We start from the raw sequence: 18,129 nt of genomic DNA, 5'->3' as shown, positions 1-18,129 counted from the left end.
TAAACAATGCGGGTTTTACTGTGGTATGCCCTCGCTCGACAGCGGCAGCGACGCCGCAGAGAGATCAAGGACCATGGCCATGAAGGGCGATCCCGCAATCCTGCGCACGCTGAACGCAGTGCTGACCAACGAACTGACGGCAGTGAACCAGTACTTCCTGCATGCCCGCATGTTCGAAAGCTGGGGCCTGGCCCACCTGGGCAACGTCATCTACGAAGAATCGATCGGCGAAATGAAGCACGCCGACATGCTGATCAAACGCATCCTTTTCCTGGACGGCCTGCCGAACCTGCAGGATCTGCGCAAGCTCAAGGTCGGTGAAGATCCCATCGAATGCCTGGGCGCCGACCTGCAGCTTGAGCTGGACAGCCGCGCGACCACCGCCGCCGCCGTGACCCAGTGCGAGGAGGCGCGCGACTACGTCAGCCGCGACCTCTTGATGAAGATCCTCGCCGACACCGAGGAACATATCGACTTCCTGGAAAACCAGCACAAGCTGATCCAACTGATGGGCGCGCAGAACTATCTGCAGTCGGCCATGAAGGAGATCGTGACCGACGGCGCCGCAACCGGCGCCTGACGGGAACCGTGATGCGCTCCGGTCATTAGCCTTCCGAGGGCAAGCTGGAGCGCACCATGACCGACATTGACGACGCCATCGACGACGTGCGCGACGCCGCCGCCGACCTGCTGAACAGCCAGGGTCGCAGCACCGGCCATGTGGTCGCGGGCATCGCCCTGACAGTGGGTTTCGCCCTGTTGGCGCATACAATCGCCTCGGGCGCGTTGAAGCCCCGTCGCAACCTGAAACAGGTGCGCGACAAGGATCTGCCGATCACCGAGAAGCCAAAGGGGGCCTTCAGCCTGATCCTGCCTGCGGTATTTTCGGCCACCACCCTGTCGGCCGTGCGTGTGTGGAACGCCCCGCCGCAAAAGGAACGCACCCGCGCCATGGGACTGTGGGTCGCCGCTCAGACGGTGAACGCCGTCTGGCTGGGCCTGCGGCCTTCTTCCATGGCGCGGCAGGTGATGGCCGCCATGTCTTCGGCCGGTCTCGCCGCCGCCTTCGCCCATGAGGCGCGAAAGCTGGACGAAGGCGCCGGCAAGATGGCCGCCCCGACCGGATCGGGCGTGCGTCTGGGCAACTTCCTGCATCGCAAGGCCGACGACGCCTCGCGCGAGCGCACCCTGCATTAGATCGCGTCGGCTTGGATTTTGCCCTGCCTTGCCCTTTGCGAGGGCTTCCTCTAGGGATCGCGCCCTTCGCCACGCTCCGGAACGGTCGCGCGGGCGCAACCCCAATTCCGATGTGACCCCATGAAGATCAACGGCAACACCATCAAGCCCGGCATGGTCCTGCAGCACAATGGCGGCCTGTGGGTCGTCACCAAGGCCAGCCACGTCAAGCCCGGCAAGGGCGGGGCCTTCGCCAACGTCGAGGCCAAGAATCTCGAAACCGGCAACAAGCTGAACGAACGCTTCCGTTCGGAAGACAAGGTCGAGCGCGTGACGCTGGAGCAGAAGGACTTCTCCTATCTGTTCGACAATGGCGAAAGCCTGGTCTTCATGGACGACGCCACCTACGAGCAGATCGAACTGCAGAAGGACTGGGTCGGCGAAGAGCGCATCCCCTATCTGCAAGAAGGCATGAAGGTCGTCATCGAGATGCACGAAGAGCGTCCCATCGGCCTGGAACTGCCTGATCAGGTCGTGCTGGAAGTCGCCGAGACCGAGCCGACCGTGAAGGGTCAGACCGCCTCGTCCTCCTACAAGCCCGCGCTGGCCTCGAACGGCGTACGCATCATGATCCCGCCCTATATGTCGGCCGGCGAGCGCATCGTCGTCGACACGACCAGCGGCGAATACGTCCGCCGCGCGGACTAATCCTGACCACGCCCCTGCGGGGGCCGTTCCCTTTTCTTGAACTTCTCCGCATATCCGGGCCAGAGCGCCTTTCAAGGACATGCGGACCAGGAGATCCGCCGATGGCCCTCGCTTCCGCCCTGCTCCAAGTCATGACCGACGCGGTGCGCAAGACCGCCCGTCCGATGCTGCGCGACTTCGGCGAAGTCTCCCAGCTTCAGGTGTCGCGCAAGGGGCCCGGCGATTTCGTCACCGCCGCCGACCTGAAGGCGGAAGACACTCTGTTCGAACTGCTGATGAAGGCCCGCCCCGGCTACGGCTTCCTGGGCGAGGAGCGCGGCATGGTCGAGGGGACCGACAAGTCCCACACCTGGATCGTCGATCCGATCGACGGCACCACCAACTTCATGCACGCCATGCCCCACTTCGCCATCACCGTCGGGCTGGAGCGCCGGGCGCCCGACGGCTCGTCCGAGATCGTCGCAGGGGTCACCTACAATCCGGTGATGAACGAGCTGTTCTGGGCCGAAAAGGGCAAGGGCTGCTATCTGAACGACCAGCGCATCCGCGTCGCCGGCCGTCGCGACCTGTCCGAAAGTCTGATCGCCACCGGCCTGCCCTTCATCGGCAAGACAGGCCATGCCCAGGCGATCAAGGATATCCACGCCGTCGGCCAGCGCGTCGCCGGCATACGCCGTCTGGGCTCGGCCGCCCTGGATTTCGCCTGGGTCGCGGCCGGTCGCTACGACGCCTATTACGAACGTAACTTGAAGCCCTGGGACGTGGCCGCGGGCATCCTGTTCGTCACCGAGGCGGGCGGGCGCGTCACCACCATCGACAACGACGGCGATCCCAAGACGGGTGCGTCGATCCTGGCGTCGAACACCGAACTGCACCCGCATCTGCGCAAGGTGCTGCAGGGGGCGTAGGCTGAAGGCCTCCGTCTCTCCGCTGGGAGGCGGAGCCTCTGGCGCTGTCATGCCCGCGTCGCGTGCCCGCCCTATCCAGCGGTCATGATCCGCGCCATCCTGACCGCCCTGATCCTGTTCACAGGAGCCCCCGCCGTGGCGCAGCCCCTGATCATCGCCCACCGCGGCGCATCGGGCGAACGGCCCGAACACACCCGGTCCGCCTATGAACTGGCCATTGAACAGGGCGCGGATGTGATCGAGCCCGATCTGGTCATGTCGAAAGACGGCGTCTTCATCGACCGGCATGAAAACGAGATCGGCGGCACGACCGACGTCGCCAGCCGCCCGGAATACGCCGACCGCAAGACCACCAAGACCATAGACGGCGTCGTGACCACCGGCTGGTTCACCGAGGACTTCACCCTGGCCGAGCTGAAGACCCTGCGCGCCGGTGAGCGCCTGCCTCAGGTCCGCACCGGCAATGTCGCCTATGACGGGCGCGACCCCATCCTGACCTTTGACGAGGTAGTGGAGATCGCGCGCGCGGCGTCGGCACGCACCGGCCGCACCATCGCCGTCGCGCCAGAGCTGAAACACCCGACCTATTTCGCCGGGATCGGCCTGCCCATGGAGGACGCCTTCGTCGCCGAACTGGAGCGGCTGAACCTGACGGGCGCCGACGCCCCCATCATCGTCCAGTGTTTCGAGGTCGGACCGCTGGAGCGGCTGTCACGCCGCATCAAGGCCCCGCTGGCCCAACTGATCGCCGCAGGCGGCGCGCCCCACGATCGCCCCGACCTGACCTATGCCCAGATGATCACGCCTGATGGCCTGAAGGCTGTCGCCGTCTATGCCGCATGGGTCGCGCCTGACGTGACGCTGGTCATGCCCCGCGACACCCAGGGCCGTTCGACCGCGCCGTCTTCATTGGTCGGCGACGCCCATGCCGCAGGCCTGAAAGTCGTCGTCTGGACCCTGAGAGCGGAAAACGTCTTCCTGCCGCTGGAGCGTCGTTCAGGCGCCCTGCCCGCCGCCCACGGCGACATGGCGGGCTATGTTCGCGCGCTGGCTGACACAGGGGTGGACGCCATCTTTAGTGATTTTCCTGCACTGGCGCGCGAGGGGCTGCGTTAAGCCCCTTACGTCGCCCGGAACTGCAGTTCAGCCAGACGTGCATACAGCCCGCCCTGCGCCACCAGTTGATCATGCGTACCTTCTTCGACCACCCGACCATCGTCCATCACCACGATGCGGTCTGCGCGTAGAACGGTCGCTAGACGGTGGGCGATGACCAGCGTGGTGCGCTCCTCCATCGCCTGATCCAGCGCGACCTGCACCAGACGTTCGCTCTCGGCGTCTAGGGCGCTGGTGGCCTCGTCCAGCAACAGGATCGGAGCATCGCGGACCAGGGCCCGGGCGATAGCCAGACGCTGGCGCTGACCGCCAGACAGGCTCTTGCCGCGTTCGCCCAGGGGCGTGTCGAACCCTTCCGGCAGGGCGTCGATGAAGCCCAGGGCCTGGGCCTTCTCGGCGACGATGCGGGCCTCATCCAGCGTCGTCTCCTCGCGGCCGAACTGGATGTTCTCCAAGGCCGAGCCTGAGAACAACGGCGTTTCCTGCGACACCCAGGCGAAGCGATTGCGAACGGCGACAGGATCAGCCTCGCGCACGTCCACGCCGTCGACCGACACCAGCCCGGTCTGCGGGTCATAGAAACGCAACAGCAGGCGGAAGACCGTGGACTTGCCCGCGCCGGACGGCCCGACCAGAGCCACCGTCTCACCAGGCCGCACGGTCAGGCTGAAACCCTTCAGCGCAGGCAGGTCAGGCCGTCCCGGATAGGAGAAGCCGACCGCCGACATCGAGACCTCGCCGCGCGGCGGCTGAGGCAGGGCTGTGGCGTGGGCGGGCGGCGCGATGCCCGGCACGGCGCGCATCAGTTCTTCGATCCGCTCCATGGCGCCCGCCGCCTTCTGCACGTCGCCCCAGCTCTCGCCCAGGGCGCCGACGGCCCCGGCGGCGAAGACCGACAGCAGCACGAATTGCAGCAAGGCGCCGGGCGACATGTCGCCCTTCACCACATCCTGCGCGCCCAGCCACAGAACCAGGGTTACGCCGCCGAACATCACGACGATGATCAGGGCCGTCATCCAGGCCCGCGCGGCCATACGAGTCAGGGAGGCGCTGAACGCGTCCTCCACCGCCGCACCGAAGCGGTCGATGGCGCTGCGTTCACGACCAAAGGCCTGCACCGTCTCGATGGCGTCCACGCTCTCACCGGCGAAACCGACGGCGTTGGCGAATCGATCCTGCGACTTGACCGTCAGCTTACGAACCCGGCGCCCGAAAATGAAAATCGGCCCCAACAGGAACGGCACGATCAGCAGGACCAGTCCGGTCAGCTTGGGGCTGACGAAGAACAAAAGGGCCACGCCCCCGATCAGCGTCAGGAAGTTGCGCAGCGCGTAGGACACCGACGTGGTCATCAGCGTCTCGACCAGAGCGATATCGGTGGTCAGGCGCGACAGCACCTCGCCCGTACGCATATGGGCGTAGAAGGACGGGTCCAGCGTCAGAATGCGTCCGAACAGCCCCTTTCGCACATCCGCAATGACCCGCTCGCCCGTCCGGGTGACGTAGTAATAGCGTGCGGCGGTGGCCAGCCCCAGGAACAGGGCGTTGGCGCCCAGCATCAGGAACCAGATGTTCAGGTTGGCGCCGCCCGCCTCGAACCCATGGTCGATGGCCCCCCGCGCCAGCGCCGTCAGCCCCAGGGAGGCGGCGGTGGACAAGAGCAGCCAGAAGACCGCCATCAGGGCGTGTCCCTTGTGCCGCAAGGCGAAGGGGATAAGGCGGGCCAGGGGGCGGATGTCGCGGCGCTTGGCGCGCTTGGCCCCCGCCTCGGACATCTGTTCGGCCAGAAGCGCGCCGGCGCTGGGCCGACCCTCGACCGAAGCCAGACCGGAGGCGCAATTGGAGGGGGAGGAAGCGGTCTGATCGGTCATGGTGCCCGCCTCTTGCCCCGGAACGCCCCTCGGTGTAAACGCCGCGCTCTTTTCCGCTGGACCTTTCAGCGGGATTCTCATTTTCACGCGCACAGACGGTCGGCATCGTCACCGCGCCAGAGACCGGACGACGACCATGAAAGCGGACACGCATCCCGACTATCACTTCATCACCGTGGTGATGACCGACGGCACTTCCTACCAGACCCGTTCGACCTACGGTAAGGAAGGCGACACGCTGAACCTGGATATCGATCCGACGACGCACCCGGCCTGGACCGGCGGCAACGCCCAGCTGATGGACCGCGGCGGCCGCGTTTCGCGCTTCAACAACAAGTTCGCCGGCTTCATCAAGAAGTAAGGCCCGACTTGAGACTTCGCTGCGACATACTGCAGCAAACAGGTCACCAAGAGCGTCGGTCGAAAGGCCGGCGCTTTTTGTTTGGCCGGAACGCCGATAATGTAGGGGCGTTCGGGTACCAGGGGCATCGGCCACGCTGGCCGAAGCGATCGAAGAAGCGGACAGGTTATGAATAGACGGCAACTGGGTCTGGGCGTCGCCACGGCGGCCATGGCCCTCGGTTCCACGGCGCGCGCGCAACAGGTCTTCGTGCAGCGCGGCCCGGAGGCGACCGCCTTCTACAACAGCTTCAACGACCAGATCTCTCGTCTGCCGCAAACCCAGCAGGCCGACGTCCGCGCCTTTTACGAGTTGAACAACTGGCGGCCCGTGTGGAACGCCGAACGGGTGCGGGCTCTGAATACGGCCGCGTCGCGTGCGGACAAGCATGGCCTGGCCGCCAACGATTATTTCGACTTCGTGGGCCTGGCGGCGGACCCCGCCAGCGCGGATTTGCGCACGACGGCGGCGGCCTTGGCCTATGCCCGCGTGCTGGCCGAAGGCAAGGTGCGGCCCGAGACGGTCGAAGACCTGTGGGAAATGCAGAAGAACCGCGTGGACCTGCCGCGCGGACTGACCGACGCCCTGAACCGTAATGTGCTGGCCAACTGGTACGATGGCCTGGCGCCGACCGACATCGGCTATCAGAACCTGTCGGCGGGCTATGTGCGCTATCGCCGACTGGCGGCCCAAGGCGGCTGGCCTCGTTTCGCGCAGGGCGCGACCATCGAGCCGGGCAATAGCGACCGCCGCATCCCCGCTCTGATCGACCGGCTGACCGCCGAGGGCGACCTGTCGGCCGCCGACGGCGCGCGGTTGAAGGCGCAGGGCCTGACCTACAACGCCGAGCTGCAGCGCGCGGTGCAAAGCTTCCAGAACCGGCATGGCCTAGGCGCCGACGGCCGTATCGGCGCGGGCACCCAGCGGTCGCTGGGCGCCTCGGCCGAGGACCGCGCGCGTCAGATCGCCCTGAACCTGGAACGCCGCCGCTGGCTGAAGCGCGAAGTCGCGCCCGAACGGATCGAGGTCAACACCGCCGCCGCCATCATGGTCTATTGGAAGGACGGCAAGCCGGTTCACTCCAACCGCGTCGTAGTCGGCTCGGCCGAGAACCAGACCCCCAGCCTGGAAAAGCCGTTCGCCTCGGTGGTGGCCAATCCGCCCTGGTATGTGCCGGCCGGCATCGCACGTCGCGAAATCCTGCCCAAGGGGCCGGGCTATCTGGCCGCCAACGACATGTATGTGAAGGACGGCATGGTCATTCAGCGCGCCGGTCCGCGCTCGGCCCTGGGCTATGTGAAGTTCGAACTGCGCGACAGCTACGCCATCTTCCTGCACGACACCCCCTCCAAGGCCGCCTTCAACCTGTCCACGCGCCAGCGCAGCCACGGCTGCGTGCGGGTTCAGAATGCGGTCGAGTTCGCCCGCCTGCTGCTGTCGCCCGATCCGACCAAGCTGGGACAGTTCGACGCCGCGCAGGACAGCCGTGAAACGACACGGGTGACGACAGGGCGCGAGATTTCCGTGCGCCTGCTGTACTGGACCGCCTTCGTCGACGGTCAGGGGCGTGTCGCGTTCCGCGAAGACGTCTATGGCCGCGACGACAAACTGGCCCAGGCGCTTGGCATTGGGGTCAACCTGCCCAAGCCCATCGACGACGGCCGCGCCGACGCCAACGACGTCGGCCCATAACGCTAGCGATCAGCCCCGGAAGGCGGCCTCCAGCATTCCCATCTGGGACAGCACGGGGTTCTCCGGGGCCTTCTCCTGGTCGTCGAGATACATGCGGCGATCCAGATACAGGGTCCGTTCGAACAGTTTTTCGGACCGCACCAGATATTCGACCAGGGCGATCGGCAGTTCGGCGTGGCTGGGTTCGGCCTCGACACGGCGATCGTTCAGGCGATAGCGCGGCTCGCAAGCCGTCTCGGGCGACATGTCGTCCTCCCGGACGGCGCGCTGGACCAGCAGCCAAGAGGCGATCTGCATCAGCCGGGTCGTCAGCTTCATGCTCTCGGCCGCATAGGCCAGAGCGGCGGCGCGCGACAGCATCTTGGAATCGCGACGTCCCTCCCCGTCCAGATAGGCGGCCGTCTCCTCCACCAGTTCCATGCCTTCGCGGAAGGTGCGGTCGAACAGTTCCGACCGGGCGAAATCGCGCACCGTGCGGCTGCGGTCGGCGGAGGCGTGGGCGAAGGTCATTTCAGCTTTGATCATTGGATATGCGGAACCGTCCTGCAATCGGTCCCTGACGGAGCCGTTCGACAAAACGATGCAACGCTCATGCCATGCCGCGACGGCTTTCGCGATCAGGATCCGAAGTTGAACAGGGCGTCAGCGGCGTTTTTCTTGGACCGTTTGGCCTCAATGGCGGCGCGAGTGCGGGCGATCTCGTCGTCCAAGGCGGCGATGCGTCCCTCCAGATCCTCGATGGAATAGACGTCCAGATCTTCGCGCGACAGGGCGCGCAGCGGTTCGCCGCGCCGGGGCCGGGGCTCCAAATCCTCGAACATCGTCTGCGCCTTTCGTTCCGGTGATGGCCAAGGCGGGCCGGGGCGCCTATCTGAACGCCCTGACACGGACGAAAGCAAGGCGAGTGCGATGCGGGTCATCCAGATCGAAGGCGGCGCTGGGCCGGCCGAGGCGTTGAAGGTCGCGCAACGTCCCGATCCCGTCGCCGGACAGGGACAGGTGGTCGTCCGCGTGCGGGCGGCGGGGGTTAACCGGCCGGACCTGCTGCAACGGACCGGCGCCTACCCCCCGCCGCCCGGCGCGTCCGACATCCTGGGGCTGGAGGTCGCCGGCGAGATCGCTCGGGTTGGGAAAGGCGTCACGCGCTGGCAGGTCGGCGACCGGGTCTGCGCGCTTCTGGGTGGGGGCGGATACGCCGAACAGGCGGTGGTGGACGCCCGCCACGTCCTGCCGATCCCGGAGGGACTGGATTTCGTTCAGGCGGCCGCCCTGCCCGAAACAGTCTTCACCGTCTTCGCCAATGTGTTCGAGGCGGGCGCCCTGAAAGCCGGCGAGACGCTTCTGATCCATGGCGCGACCAGCGGCATCGGCGTCACGGCGATCCAGATGGCCAAGGCGGCGGGCGCCACCGTCATCGCCACCTCTCGCGGCGCCGACAAGACGAAGGCGGCGGCCGATCTGGGCGCCGACGTCAGCCTGGACGCCCGAACGGACGATCTGGAAGCGCGTATCAAGGCTGCGGGCGGCGCCGATGTCGTGCTGGACATGGTGGGACGCGACTACGCCCATCTGAACCTGAACAGCCTCAAGGCCGGCGGACGCTGGGTGGTGATCGCGTCGCTGACTGGCCCGAATGTCGAGATGGACCTGCAGCGGATCATGCTGAAACGCCTGACCCTGACAGGATCGACGCTACGCAGCCGCTCTGCGGACGAAAAGGCGCGACTAGCCGCAGCGGTGGAGGCCAAGGCATGGCTCTGGATCGCATCCGGCGCGGTCAAACCGCCCATTGACGCCGTCTATCCGCTGGCGCAGGCGGCCGATGCACACGCCGAACTGGAGGCAGGCGGGCACATCGGCAAGATCATGCTGCAGGTCTAACGGCGGGGACGCCAGCCGCCGTCGACTGGACGCAACGACGAGATGCTGTCGTTGAATCCGCCGATCAGATTGCGGATGTCGCCTTCGACAATCCTGCAGCGCCCCCGGAACTCCGCGTCGGTGCAGACCTCCCACCGGCCCTGCACGCGCACGGAGCTGATGCGGTCGTTGAACGGGGTGCGGCCCAGGTTGCGATCCTCGCTGGTGAACTCGCGCGAAGCGCCCCGGAAGTTAGAGTTTTCATAGACGACGATCGAGGATCGGCCCCAACCGCCATTTCCGCCGCCCCAACCGGGGCCGCCCCAACCCGGCCCGCCATGGCCCGGACCGCCGTTGCCCGATCCCCAGCCGCCGCCGTCGCCAGGTCTCCAACCACCGCCAGGCCGCCCAGGCTGGCTGTCCTCATAGTCGCCACGAAAGCGACCGCAGACCAGCAGGCCGTTGTCGTTGTTGATCTCTTCGTTGCCGCACCGCGCCAGTTCGATGGATGTCCCACGAATCCGACCACGGACGTCACGACAATCGGCGTAAAGCCGACCACGATTTGTGTAGGCCTCGGTGCATGACTGGCTGTAGCCGCCACGGGGTGCGACCCGCTGGGTGCTGTAGTCCTGACCAGCCATCGCGGCGGCCAGGGCGGCCGAAAGTAGAATGGACATGGGGTTCTCCTCTCCCTGAGGCTCAAAGCCTTCACTACCGCAAGGGTTGCACCGGACGGATGAACCGTTGCTGTATGCGATTGTCGGGCGGCGTTTTCTTTTCGCGCGAATAGGCCTATATCGAAATCATAAGCGCCCGGTCGAAAGGCCGGGCGCCGTCGTATCCAACGCCAGCCGAAGCCTCATTCGGCGGCTCCTACAACACCGGGACGAACGCCCCATGAGCGACATTCTGATGCCCAAGGCCACCGCGGTCTGGCTGGTCGACAACACCTCCCTCAGCTTCGAGCAGATCGCCGATTTCTGCGGTCTTCACCCGCTGGAAGTCCGCGGCATCGCCGACGGCGATGTGGCGCGCGACATTCGCGGCGTCGATCCTGTGACCGGCGGCCAGCTGACGCGCGAAGAGCTGGACAAGGCGCAAGCCGACGAAAACTATCGGATGAAGGCCATCGTCAGCCGCCACGCCGAACTGCTGAAATCGGCCAAACCGGCGCCGAAATACACTCCCGTCTCACGTCGCCAGGACCGGCCGGACGCCATCGCCTGGTTCGTGCGCAACCACCCCGAGGTGACCGACGCCCAGATCGCCAAGATGCTGGGCACCACCAAGTCCACCATCGAGAGCGTGCGCAACCGCACCCACTGGAACTCGGCCAACATCAAGCCAGTCGATCCGGTGACCCTGGGCCTGGTCGGCCAGCTGGCCCTGGACGAGATCGTCAAGAAGGCCGCCGACAAGAAGGCCAAGGACGACCTGAAGAAGGGCGGCGGCACGATCCAGCCCGTGGAGGAAGTCGAGGCCGAGCCCGAGTTCGTCCCCGAAGCCCGCCAGCGCCCCAGCGCCGAGCCCACCGCAGAGTCGGTGTTCGGTTCGAAGAACTGACATAAGGTCTTCCAGAACAAAACGGCCCCGGAGAGCAATCTCCGGGGCCGTCGTCGTTCTAGGAAGCCTGACGCCGTTTAGTGGGTGCGGGCCTCCAGGCTGGTGATCTCTTCCTTGAGCCGAAGCTTCCTCTGCTTCAGCTCCCTGACCTGCAACGTGTCCACGGACGGCCGGGCGAGTTCCTTCTGGATCGTCTGATCCAGATTGCGATGACGGTTACCCAGTTCGCGAATACGAGCCTCGATGGTCATGGCTTGCGCCTCCTCAGGTTAGGGACCAGTAGAGTGAGCGCCCGGTTTGGCAGGCTGTGGAATCACATTCCGGTGACAGCCCGCTTCGTCGGACAGGTTGGAGGCTGACCGCAAAAATGGTCGATGATGTGAACGGAGCCATACGGAACCCGCCCGCCCGGATGGTGGTCGGAATTTCAGGGGCTTCCGGCGCGATCTATGGCGCGCGGACGCTGGATGCGCTGAGCGATTTGGGCGTCGAGAGCCATCTGGTGGTGACCAAGGCCGCCCTGCTCACATTGTCGCAGGAGACCGATCTGACGCCGGAGGCGCTGACCGCCAAGGCGTCCGTCGTGCACAAGCTGGCCGATGTGGGCGCGACCATCGCCTCCGGCTCGTTTCGCACCCTGGGCATGATCGTGGCGCCGTGTTCGGTCAAGACCATGAGCGAGATCGCGACGGGCGTGACCTCGACCCTGTTGACCCGGGCGGCGGACGTCACTTTGAAGGAACGGCGACCGCTGGTCCTGATGGTGCGCGAGACGCCGTTTCACCTTGGCCATCTTCGCACCATGACGGCCCTGGCCGAAATGGGCGCCGTCATCGCCCCGCCCCTGCCCGCCCTTTACGCCCGACCCGCCTCGATCCAGGAGATGGTCGACCAGTCGGTGGGCCGCGCGCTGGACCTGTTCGGCCTAGACTGGAGCGCCGTGCGGCGCTGGAAGGGTCTGAGCTGATGAGTTTGTGGGATTGGGCCGTCGCCGCCTATGGCGACCCGGGCGTTTCCGACGCCTGTCTGGCGCTGCAGGACCATCACGAACAGAACGTGCCGCTGCTGCTGTGGTCCGCCTGGGCCGCCGCTACGGGTCGGCGGCCGGACGAGGAGACGATAGAGGCCGCCTGCGACACCGCCCGCGCCTGGGACGGGGTGGTGGTGACGCCGTTGCGGGCCATGCGCCGCATCCTGAAAGCGCCTGTGTCCGACATCGACGACGGCCCGCGCGAGACGATCCGCAACCGCGTCAAGGCGGTCGAGCTTGAGGCCGAACGCCATCTTCTTCAGGCGCTGGAGGCGCTGGCGCCCGAGCCCAGCGCTCCGCCTCGTGCCGCCATCGAGGGCCTGGCCGCCACCGCCAGGATCTGGGCCGCCGTCACCCCTCGCCCGGCGCTGATCCGCCTGGCCGACGCCCTTCCGGCCTGAAGCCGGCGTCGCTATAAGCGCCTTCGGGGACCAGACGATGAACGACGACCTGCCTGAAATCAGCGAGGAAGAAGCGGCCCTGCACGCCCGCGTCAAACTGCTGCGCCAGGAGCACGCCGACCTGGACGCCTCAATCGACGCGCTCAGCCAGGCGACGCTGCCGGACCAGTTGATGATCGCCCGACTCAAGCGAAGAAAGCTGGCCCTGAAGGACGAGATCGTGAAGATCGAGGACGTCATCCTGCCCGACATCATCGCCTGAACGTCGGCACGGCCCGGTTCCGTCCTGCGACCATCCGCCGCCCAGACCAGGCCCCAAAGTCGCCCCAGCCCCCGGGCATAAGCCGGCCTTCCACGGAACGCCGTGCGTCGTCGAACGCCGCGTTCCTTAATTCCAGAGCGTAAATACGCTGGAGACGCCGCCGAATGCGACGCCTGCTGACCGACGCGCCGATGGCGCGCTGCAAGACCCTTTTGATCCACTCCGGCCAGACGGCCGCCTTCGCCGCCGTGGCCGTCTTCGCCGCCGCCGCCGCCCCGAACGTCGCCCCCGCGCCCGACCGCACGTCAAAGCCCATCGCCGCCCCCGTCGCCCCGCCCATCAAGGCCCAGGCGGAAAAGGCCGGCCCCGTCACGCGCCAGATTGTGTTCACCGCCCCGGTGCGCGGCTACGCCATCAACTCGGTCTTCGGCCTGCGAAAACTGGCCATCGAGGCCAAGGCCCGCGCCCACAAGGGCGTGGACATCGCCGCCCCCCAGGGCACCAGCGTCTTCACCGCCGCCGAGGGACAGGTGCTGCGCACCGGCTATGACGCTGGGGGCTATGGCAATTTCATCGAAGTGCGCCACCCCAACGGCATGACCACCCTTTACGGCCACCTCAGCCGCATCGACGTGGCCAGCGGCGATCGCCTGACGCCCGCACAGCGCATCGGCTTGGTCGGCTCTACCGGCTATTCCACCGGCCCTCACCTGCATTTCGAAGTCCGCCGCGACGGCGCCCAGGTCAATCCGACCAAGGTCATGGACCGCCACTTCGAGATCGCCGTCAAACCCAAGGCCTGACGACCTTAGCCTTGCCGCCCGCGGACCAATCGGCCTAACCTTCCCGCGCCTTGGGAGGGGCATCGGAAATGAACAGGTTCGTCGCCGCCGTCGTGGCCGGGATTCTGGCGCTGTCGCCCCTCGCCGTATCGGCGCAGGATTATGGTCGCTATAGCGACGCCGCCGCCCAAACCGAGCTGTCGCGCATCGCCGATGTGCAGACGGCGGTCATGGTGCCGATGCGGGACGGGGTCGGACTGGCGACAAATGTCTATCGGCCCAAGAACGCGACTGCGCCTTTGCCCACTGTCTTCGTGCGGACACCCTATAACGAGTTGGCCAACAACGCCCGCACGACACGGACGGCCCTGACCTGGGTCAGCCGAGGCTACGCCTTCGTGATCGAGAACGAGCGCGGGCGCTATTTCTCGGGCGGCGACTACCAGATCCTGGGCTATCCGCAGACCGACGGCTACGACGCCCTGACCTGGATCTCGGCTCAACCCTGGTCGAACGGCAAGGTGGGCACGCTGGGTTGCTCATCGTCCGCCGAATGGCAACTGGCCCTGGCGGCGCAGAACCACCCGGCCCACGCCGCCATGGTGCCCCAGGCTTCCGGCGCCGGCATCGGCAAGGTCGGTCGGTTCCAGGAACAGGGCAACTGGTACACCGGCGGCGTGCCACGCAACCTGTTCTTCGTCTGGCTGTACGGGGTGGACAATCCGCTGCGCGCGCAGGTTCCAGCCGACATCGATCAGAAGACCCGCGCACGGCTGTTCCTCTACAACGACCTGGACGCCAAGAAGCCCGAGGTCAATTGGCCCAGCCAGATTCGTCACCTGCCGGTCGATCAGATGCTGTCTGACCTGGGTGAGCCGCCCGCCACCTTCGAACAGTTGATCGCCCGCACGCCCGCCGATCCGGCCTGGCGCCAGGGCGGCCTGTATCACGACGACATGGGTTGGGGCGTGCCGTCCCTGTGGTTCAACAGCTGGTATGATGTGTCGATCGGCCCGAACATGGAACTGTTCAATCACGCACGGGCGTCGACGCAGGATCGCGAGGCGGCCGAGAACCAGTATGTGGTGGTCGGCCCGAACAACCACTGCGCCTTCGCCGGCCTGGGGCCCAACTATCGCTCCGGCGACCGGGCGCTGGGCGACGCCAGCTTCGACAGCGACGCCCTGGTCCATGCCTGGTTCGACCGCTGGCTCAAGGGCGAGCGCCGCGCCTTCCCGGAGAGCACGCCGCACGTCCAATATTTCAACATGGGCGAGAACGCCTGGCGCACCGCCGCCCAATGGCCGCCGGCTGGCGTACAGACGGTGCGGATGTATCTGCGCTCAGGCGGCGCGGCCAACAGTTTGAACGGCGGCGGACGGTTGAGCCTGGACGCGCCGCCGGCCGGAGAATCGGCCGACCGCTATCGCTACGATCCCATGAACCCGGTCCAGACCATCGGCGGAGGCGATTGCTGCAACGGCGGTCTGGTGACCGCCGGCGCTTTCGACCAACGCCAGATCGAGGCGCGCAACGACGTGCTGGTCTACACGTCCGAGCCGCTGACCCAGCCGATGCAGGTCACCGGCTTCATCGACACGGTGCTGAAGGTGTCGTCCTCGGCGCCCGACACCGACTTCGCGGTCAAGCTGGTGGATGTGGCGCCGGACGGGACAGCCTATATCCTGGGCGACACCATCATGCGGGCGCGATATCGGGACGGCTACGACAGGCCCACGCCTCTGACGCCCGGCCAGGTCGCCACGGTTCAGCCGACGCCGATGACCATCAGCAACACCTTCCAGCCAGGCCACCGGATCAGGGTCGAGATCACCAGCTCCAACTTCCCGAAATTCGTCAGGAATCTGAACACCGGCGGACCGAACGAAAGCGAACGCGAGGGTGTTATCGCCGACAACGCCGTGCACCATGACGGGGCGGACGCCTCCTATATCGACTTGCCGGTTCTCAAATAGCTCTGGCGGCTGGCGTCCGGGCGGCGACGCCCATAGGCTGACGGCTGCAACATTAGGGGGCGACATGGCGGCGTTGACGCTGGAGAGCGTGAGCAAGCGATACGGCGATTTCGACGCGGTGCGCGATCTGAGCTTTCAGGTTCAGAAGGGCTCGATCTGCGGGTTTCTGGGTCCCAATGGGGCGGGCAAGACCTCGACCCTGCGGATGATCCTGGGGCTTCAACCGGCGACGGCGGGTCGGATCGAGATTTTGGGCGCCGCCGACGGACGTCAGGTGCGCGACCGCATCGGCTTCCTGCCCGAGGAGCGGGGTCTGTACAAGAAGATGACGCCGGTCGAGGCCATCGCCTTTTTCGGCGCGCTGAAGGGACTGCCCCCTGCGGAAGGTCGCCGTCGCGCCAAGACCATGCTGGAGCAGCAGGGGCTGGGCGCCGCGCAGAAAAAGAAGATGAAGGAACTGTCCAAGGGGATGGCGCAGAAGGTGCAACTGATCGCCTCGGTCGTGCACCAGCCTGAGTTCGTCATCCTGGACGAGCCGTTCTCGGGCCTGGACCCCATGAACCAGCAGGGGCTGGAAGCCATGATCCGCGATCTGGCGGCCAACGGGGCCACGGTCTTGTTCTCCACCCATGTGATGCAGCATGCCGAGCGGCTGTGCGACAAGGTCGTGCTGCTGGCGCGCGGGCGAAAAGCGTTCGAAGGCACGGTCGAGCAGGCCAAGGCGACCTCGCCCCGATTCCTTGATCTGGACGGCGCCATCGACGCCCAGGCGGCGGCGACCCTGCCTGGCGTAGCGGGGGTCGAAACCCTGTCCGAACAGGATGGCGTGCGACGGCTGAAAATCGCCCTGTCGCCGGGCGCGGCGGGGCAAGAGACGTTGAAGGCCGCCTTCCTGAACGGCCTGGACGTGCGCGGCTTCGCCTTAAAGGAGCCGACGCTGCACGACGCCTTCATCGGCCTGACCGGCGACCATCCCGACCAACCCGCCTCGCCGTCGGAGGCGGTCCAATGAAGCGCACCCTGCTGATCGCGCGCCGCGAATATGTCGCCTACGCCAAGACGGTGGGGTTCTGGCTGTCGTTGCTGGCCTTTCCGATGTTCGCCGTGCTGGGCGGGGGCATCCCGCTGCTGATCCGGTCGGCCGAGCCGATCAAGACGGTAGCCGTGATCGAACAGGGCCCCGCCGCCACGGGCTTGGCCGCCACGGTCCGCGACGCCTTGCAGGCCGATCTGGATCGGCAGGGCGAACGGCTGCGCATCGCCGCCGAGAAGGGTCAGGCCGGCGCCGGGCGCGCCATGGCCTCCATCAGCGCGCCAAAAATTCGTTTGGTCGCGGCGCCGGCCGCCATCGCCGATGCGACCGGCCCGGCGCGTGACGCCGCCATCAAGACGGCGCTGGACAAGCAGACGCCCAAGACCGATCGCCTGGACGCCGTGGTGTTTCTGAACCGGATCGACGGCAAGCCCGCCGCCCAGGTCTGGACCGCCCGCGCCACCGACAATGACGTGTCCGGCTTCGTCCGCAGCGCCCTGCGCGATGCGCGCCGCAACGAACTGCTGGCCGAGGCTGGCGTGCCTCCGGCCGTGGCCACCGAGATCCAGACGTTCCAGCCCGAGGTGAAGGCCTTCTCCCCCAACGCCGCCAGCGGAGCCGAGGTGTCGATGCGCGACCGCATCCCGTCCTTCGTGGGCCTGGGGGCCGGTTTCCTGCTGTGGTCGCTGGTCATCACCGGCGCCTCCATATTGCTGAACAGCGTGATGGAGGAGAAGTCGAACAAGATCCTGGAGGTGCTTTTGTCCTCGGCGTCGACGACCGAGATTCTGACCGGCAAGGTGCTGGGGGTGGCGCTGCTGACGCTGACGGTCATGGCGGTGTGGGGCGGGATCGGCGCATCGACCCTGATGTCCGCCTCGCCCCAGGTGGCGGCCAGCATCGGACAGGCGCTGATGCACGACGGCCTGATCTTCTATTTCATGGCCTATATGGTCGGCGGATATCTGATGTATGCGGTGCTGTTCGCCGCCATCGGCGCCTTCTGCGAGACGCCGCGCGACGCCCAGACGCTGATGGGGCCGATCATGATGATCTTGGTGGTGCCCATCCTGGTCATGCAGATGGCCCTGACCAGCCCGGACGCGCCGGTGGTCAAGGTGCTGTCGTGGATTCCCTTCTTCACCCCCTTCCTGATGAGCGCGCGGGCGCCCAGCGATCCGCCCCTGATCGAGGTCGTGCTGACCCTGATCGGCATGTTCGCCACGGCCGCCTTCATGGTCTGGATCGCCGGCCGCGCCTTCCGCGCCGGCGCCCTGTCGGACGTGAAGCTGAGTTGGAAAACGTTCGGCCGGGCGGTGACAGGACAGAACTAGGCAGGCGTCTATCC

General features: G+C 66.4%; 21 protein-coding genes. 16 read left to right on the top strand and 5 right to left on the bottom strand.

What is annotated here, in order from left to right:
• Positions 1 to 79: 79 nt before the first annotated feature.
• From bfr to KZX42_RS09280, 5 genes are all read left to right on the top strand, one after another.
• Positions 80 to 580 carry a bacterioferritin gene (bfr, locus tag KZX42_RS09300; protein ID WP_248118924.1) on the top strand — a complete coding sequence of 167 codons (501 nt, stop codon included), beginning with the start codon at positions 80 to 82 and terminating at the stop codon, positions 578 to 580.
• Between the two features lie 56 nt (positions 581 to 636).
• Positions 637 to 1,197, top strand: coding sequence for a tryptophan-rich sensory protein (locus KZX42_RS09295; protein ID WP_248118923.1), 561 nt, complete (start codon positions 637 to 639; stop codon positions 1,195 to 1,197).
• A 120-nt stretch (positions 1,198 to 1,317) separates the two neighbouring features.
• Positions 1,318 to 1,884, top strand: coding sequence for an elongation factor P (gene efp / locus KZX42_RS09290; RefSeq protein WP_248118922.1), 567 nt, complete (start codon positions 1,318 to 1,320; stop codon positions 1,882 to 1,884).
• Positions 1,885 to 1,985: 101 nt separating this feature from the next.
• Positions 1,986 to 2,792 carry an inositol monophosphatase family protein gene (locus KZX42_RS09285; protein WP_248118921.1) on the top strand — a complete coding sequence of 269 codons (807 nt, stop codon included), beginning with the start codon at positions 1,986 to 1,988 and terminating at the stop codon, positions 2,790 to 2,792.
• An 84-nt stretch (positions 2,793 to 2,876) separates the two neighbouring features.
• A complete protein-coding gene (locus KZX42_RS09280; protein WP_248118920.1) occupies positions 2,877 to 3,908 on the top strand; it encodes a glycerophosphodiester phosphodiesterase in 1,032 nt (343 codons plus the stop codon).
• 5 nt (positions 3,909 to 3,913) lie between these two features.
• Here KZX42_RS09280 and KZX42_RS09275 read toward each other — a convergent pair whose 3' ends face one another.
• Positions 3,914 to 5,779, bottom strand: coding sequence for an ABC transporter transmembrane domain-containing protein (locus KZX42_RS09275; protein WP_248118919.1), 1,866 nt, complete (start codon positions 5,777 to 5,779; stop codon positions 3,914 to 3,916).
• Positions 5,780 to 5,915: 136 nt separating this feature from the next.
• Between KZX42_RS09275 and rpmE the strand changes: the two genes are divergently transcribed.
• Together rpmE and KZX42_RS09265 are read left to right on the top strand one after the other, a co-directional pair.
• Positions 5,916 to 6,140, top strand: coding sequence for a 50S ribosomal protein L31 (gene rpmE, locus KZX42_RS09270; protein ID WP_087119900.1), 225 nt, complete (start codon positions 5,916 to 5,918; stop codon positions 6,138 to 6,140).
• A gap of 168 nt (positions 6,141 to 6,308) precedes the next feature.
• Positions 6,309 to 7,871 carry a L,D-transpeptidase family protein gene (locus KZX42_RS09265; RefSeq protein WP_248118918.1) on the top strand — a complete coding sequence of 521 codons (1,563 nt, stop codon included), beginning with the start codon at positions 6,309 to 6,311 and terminating at the stop codon, positions 7,869 to 7,871.
• Between the two features lie 9 nt (positions 7,872 to 7,880).
• Here the strand turns inward: KZX42_RS09265 and KZX42_RS09260 are convergent, their stop codons facing one another.
• Together KZX42_RS09260 and KZX42_RS09255 are read right to left on the bottom strand one after the other, a co-directional pair.
• Positions 7,881 to 8,381 (bottom strand): DUF1465 family protein, encoded by a 501-nt coding sequence (locus KZX42_RS09260; RefSeq protein WP_248119141.1) that lies wholly within the window; start codon positions 8,379 to 8,381, stop codon positions 7,881 to 7,883.
• A gap of 107 nt (positions 8,382 to 8,488) precedes the next feature.
• Positions 8,489 to 8,692, bottom strand: coding sequence for a DUF1192 domain-containing protein (locus KZX42_RS09255; protein ID WP_248118917.1), 204 nt, complete (start codon positions 8,690 to 8,692; stop codon positions 8,489 to 8,491).
• Positions 8,693 to 8,780: 88 nt separating this feature from the next.
• On the opposite strand from KZX42_RS09255, the gene KZX42_RS09250 reads away from it, so the two are divergent.
• Positions 8,781 to 9,752, top strand: a complete 972-nt coding sequence (locus tag KZX42_RS09250) for an NAD(P)H-quinone oxidoreductase (RefSeq protein WP_248118916.1) — start codon at positions 8,781 to 8,783, stop codon at positions 9,750 to 9,752.
• Here the strand turns inward: KZX42_RS09250 and KZX42_RS09245 are convergent.
• Entirely contained in the window at positions 9,749 to 10,411 is a 663-nt protein-coding gene (locus KZX42_RS09245) for a beta/gamma crystallin-related protein (protein ID WP_248118915.1), read from the bottom strand. The genes KZX42_RS09250 and KZX42_RS09245 overlap by 4 nt on opposite strands.
• 220 nt (positions 10,412 to 10,631) lie before the next feature.
• Here KZX42_RS09245 and KZX42_RS09240 point away from each other — a divergent pair, with 220 nt between their 5' ends.
• A complete protein-coding gene (locus tag KZX42_RS09240) occupies positions 10,632 to 11,297 on the top strand; it encodes a cell cycle transcriptional regulator TrcR (protein ID WP_248118914.1) in 666 nt (221 codons plus the stop codon).
• Between the two features lie 77 nt (positions 11,298 to 11,374).
• Here the strand turns inward: KZX42_RS09240 and KZX42_RS09235 are convergent, their stop codons facing one another.
• Entirely contained in the window at positions 11,375 to 11,548 is a 174-nt protein-coding gene (locus KZX42_RS09235) for a DUF465 domain-containing protein (RefSeq protein ID WP_248118913.1), read from the bottom strand.
• A 116-nt stretch (positions 11,549 to 11,664) separates the two neighbouring features.
• Between KZX42_RS09235 and KZX42_RS09230 the strand changes: the two genes are divergently transcribed.
• From KZX42_RS09230 to KZX42_RS09200, 7 genes are all read left to right on the top strand, one after another.
• A complete protein-coding gene (locus KZX42_RS09230; RefSeq protein ID WP_248118912.1) occupies positions 11,665 to 12,264 on the top strand; it encodes a UbiX family flavin prenyltransferase in 600 nt (199 codons plus the stop codon).
• Positions 12,264 to 12,728 carry a TIGR02444 family protein gene (locus KZX42_RS09225; RefSeq protein ID WP_248118911.1) on the top strand — a complete coding sequence of 155 codons (465 nt, stop codon included), beginning with the start codon at positions 12,264 to 12,266 and terminating at the stop codon, positions 12,726 to 12,728. Before KZX42_RS09230 ends, KZX42_RS09225 begins: the two co-directional genes overlap by 1 nt.
• Positions 12,729 to 12,765: 37 nt before the next feature.
• Complete coding sequence (locus KZX42_RS09220) at positions 12,766 to 12,990, top strand: DUF465 domain-containing protein (RefSeq protein WP_248118910.1); 225 nt, start codon at positions 12,766 to 12,768, stop codon at positions 12,988 to 12,990.
• Positions 12,991 to 13,154: 164 nt separating this feature from the next.
• Complete coding sequence (locus KZX42_RS09215) at positions 13,155 to 13,793, top strand: M23 family metallopeptidase (RefSeq protein ID WP_248118909.1); 639 nt, start codon at positions 13,155 to 13,157, stop codon at positions 13,791 to 13,793.
• Between the two features lie 68 nt (positions 13,794 to 13,861).
• Positions 13,862 to 15,748: a CocE/NonD family hydrolase gene (locus KZX42_RS09210; RefSeq protein WP_248118908.1), complete on the top strand. Its 1,887-nt coding sequence runs from the start codon at positions 13,862 to 13,864 to the stop codon at positions 15,746 to 15,748.
• Positions 15,749 to 15,812: 64 nt separating this feature from the next.
• Positions 15,813 to 16,760, top strand: a complete 948-nt coding sequence (locus KZX42_RS09205) for an ATP-binding cassette domain-containing protein (protein ID WP_248118907.1) — start codon at positions 15,813 to 15,815, stop codon at positions 16,758 to 16,760.
• The gene (locus KZX42_RS09200) at positions 16,757 to 18,115 is read left to right on the top strand and encodes an ABC transporter permease (protein ID WP_248118906.1); all 1,359 of its coding nucleotides are present in this window, start codon (positions 16,757 to 16,759) and stop codon (positions 18,113 to 18,115) included. Before KZX42_RS09205 ends, KZX42_RS09200 begins: the two co-directional genes overlap by 4 nt.
• Positions 18,116 to 18,129: the final 14 nt, after the last annotated feature.

This window comes from Brevundimonas sp. EYE_349 (assembly GCF_023147505.1).
Lineage (GTDB): Bacteria > Pseudomonadota > Alphaproteobacteria > Caulobacterales > Caulobacteraceae > Brevundimonas.
The sequence above is the reverse complement of the archived record's forward strand: the minus strand, read 5'-3'. Positions and strand labels throughout refer to the sequence as shown.

What these genes read in the sequence shown, in the direction of transcription:
- bfr (WP_248118924.1), top strand. Translation starts at nt 80, where the DNA reads ATGAAGGGCGATCCCGCAATCCTGCGCACGCTGAACGCAGTGCTGACC.
- KZX42_RS09295 (WP_248118923.1), top strand. Translation starts at nt 637, where the DNA reads ATGACCGACATTGACGACGCCATCGACGACGTGCGCGACGCCGCCGCC.
- efp (WP_248118922.1), top strand. Translation starts at nt 1,318, where the DNA reads ATGAAGATCAACGGCAACACCATCAAGCCCGGCATGGTCCTGCAGCAC.
- KZX42_RS09285 (WP_248118921.1), top strand. Translation starts at nt 1,986, where the DNA reads ATGGCCCTCGCTTCCGCCCTGCTCCAAGTCATGACCGACGCGGTGCGC.
- KZX42_RS09280 (WP_248118920.1), top strand. Translation starts at nt 2,877, where the DNA reads ATGATCCGCGCCATCCTGACCGCCCTGATCCTGTTCACAGGAGCCCCC.
- KZX42_RS09275 (WP_248118919.1), bottom strand. Translation starts at nt 5,779, where the DNA reads ATGACCGATCAGACCGCTTCCTCCCCCTCCAATTGCGCCTCCGGTCTG.
- rpmE (WP_087119900.1), top strand. Translation starts at nt 5,916, where the DNA reads ATGAAAGCGGACACGCATCCCGACTATCACTTCATCACCGTGGTGATG.
- KZX42_RS09265 (WP_248118918.1), top strand. Translation starts at nt 6,309, where the DNA reads ATGAATAGACGGCAACTGGGTCTGGGCGTCGCCACGGCGGCCATGGCC.
- KZX42_RS09260 (WP_248119141.1), bottom strand. Translation starts at nt 8,381, where the DNA reads ATGACCTTCGCCCACGCCTCCGCCGACCGCAGCCGCACGGTGCGCGAT.
- KZX42_RS09255 (WP_248118917.1), bottom strand. Translation starts at nt 8,692, where the DNA reads ATGTTCGAGGATTTGGAGCCCCGGCCCCGGCGCGGCGAACCGCTGCGC.
- KZX42_RS09250 (WP_248118916.1), top strand. Translation starts at nt 8,781, where the DNA reads ATGCGGGTCATCCAGATCGAAGGCGGCGCTGGGCCGGCCGAGGCGTTG.
- KZX42_RS09245 (WP_248118915.1), bottom strand. Translation starts at nt 10,411, where the DNA reads ATGTCCATTCTACTTTCGGCCGCCCTGGCCGCCGCGATGGCTGGTCAG.
- KZX42_RS09240 (WP_248118914.1), top strand. Translation starts at nt 10,632, where the DNA reads ATGAGCGACATTCTGATGCCCAAGGCCACCGCGGTCTGGCTGGTCGAC.
- KZX42_RS09235 (WP_248118913.1), bottom strand. Translation starts at nt 11,548, where the DNA reads ATGACCATCGAGGCTCGTATTCGCGAACTGGGTAACCGTCATCGCAAT.
- KZX42_RS09230 (WP_248118912.1), top strand. Translation starts at nt 11,665, where the DNA reads ATGGTCGATGATGTGAACGGAGCCATACGGAACCCGCCCGCCCGGATG.
- KZX42_RS09225 (WP_248118911.1), top strand. Translation starts at nt 12,264, where the DNA reads ATGAGTTTGTGGGATTGGGCCGTCGCCGCCTATGGCGACCCGGGCGTT.
- KZX42_RS09220 (WP_248118910.1), top strand. Translation starts at nt 12,766, where the DNA reads ATGAACGACGACCTGCCTGAAATCAGCGAGGAAGAAGCGGCCCTGCAC.
- KZX42_RS09215 (WP_248118909.1), top strand. Translation starts at nt 13,155, where the DNA reads ATGCGACGCCTGCTGACCGACGCGCCGATGGCGCGCTGCAAGACCCTT.
- KZX42_RS09210 (WP_248118908.1), top strand. Translation starts at nt 13,862, where the DNA reads ATGAACAGGTTCGTCGCCGCCGTCGTGGCCGGGATTCTGGCGCTGTCG.
- KZX42_RS09205 (WP_248118907.1), top strand. Translation starts at nt 15,813, where the DNA reads ATGGCGGCGTTGACGCTGGAGAGCGTGAGCAAGCGATACGGCGATTTC.
- KZX42_RS09200 (WP_248118906.1), top strand. Translation starts at nt 16,757, where the DNA reads ATGAAGCGCACCCTGCTGATCGCGCGCCGCGAATATGTCGCCTACGCC.